Here is a 278-nt window from a genome sequence, read left to right on the forward strand (position 1 = left end):
GAGTTATTCACTCCTGAAGCAAAGAAAATTGTTGCTTTTGTAGGCGGAAATGCAGTTCTAATGAAATCAGTTAGCAACGATCTTAAAAGCTATAAAATTCGAAAAGTTGAAGAGAAAAATGAAATTGCTACAGTAACTGTTGATGCTGTATATAAAGAAAATCCAAAAAAAGTAATCGTAATTGAACTAGAGAAAACGGATGATGGTTGGAAAATTAGTAAATCATAAAAAAACGGTCTAGAATTCTAGGCCGTTTTTTTGTTACCTCAATCTTCTTC

General features: G+C 31.7%; 1 protein-coding gene. It reads left to right on the plus strand.

What is annotated here, in order from left to right:
• Positions 1–228, plus strand: a 228-nt coding sequence (locus ACSG5Z_RS32715) for a DUF4878 domain-containing protein (RefSeq protein ID WP_435713018.1), incomplete at its 5' end; no start/stop codon positions are given.
• Positions 229–278 lie beyond the last annotated feature (50 nt).

The organism is Bacillus pretiosus, assembly GCF_051294775.1.
In the GTDB taxonomy this organism is placed as follows: domain Bacteria; phylum Bacillota; class Bacilli; order Bacillales; family Bacillaceae_G; genus Bacillus_A; species Bacillus_A wiedmannii.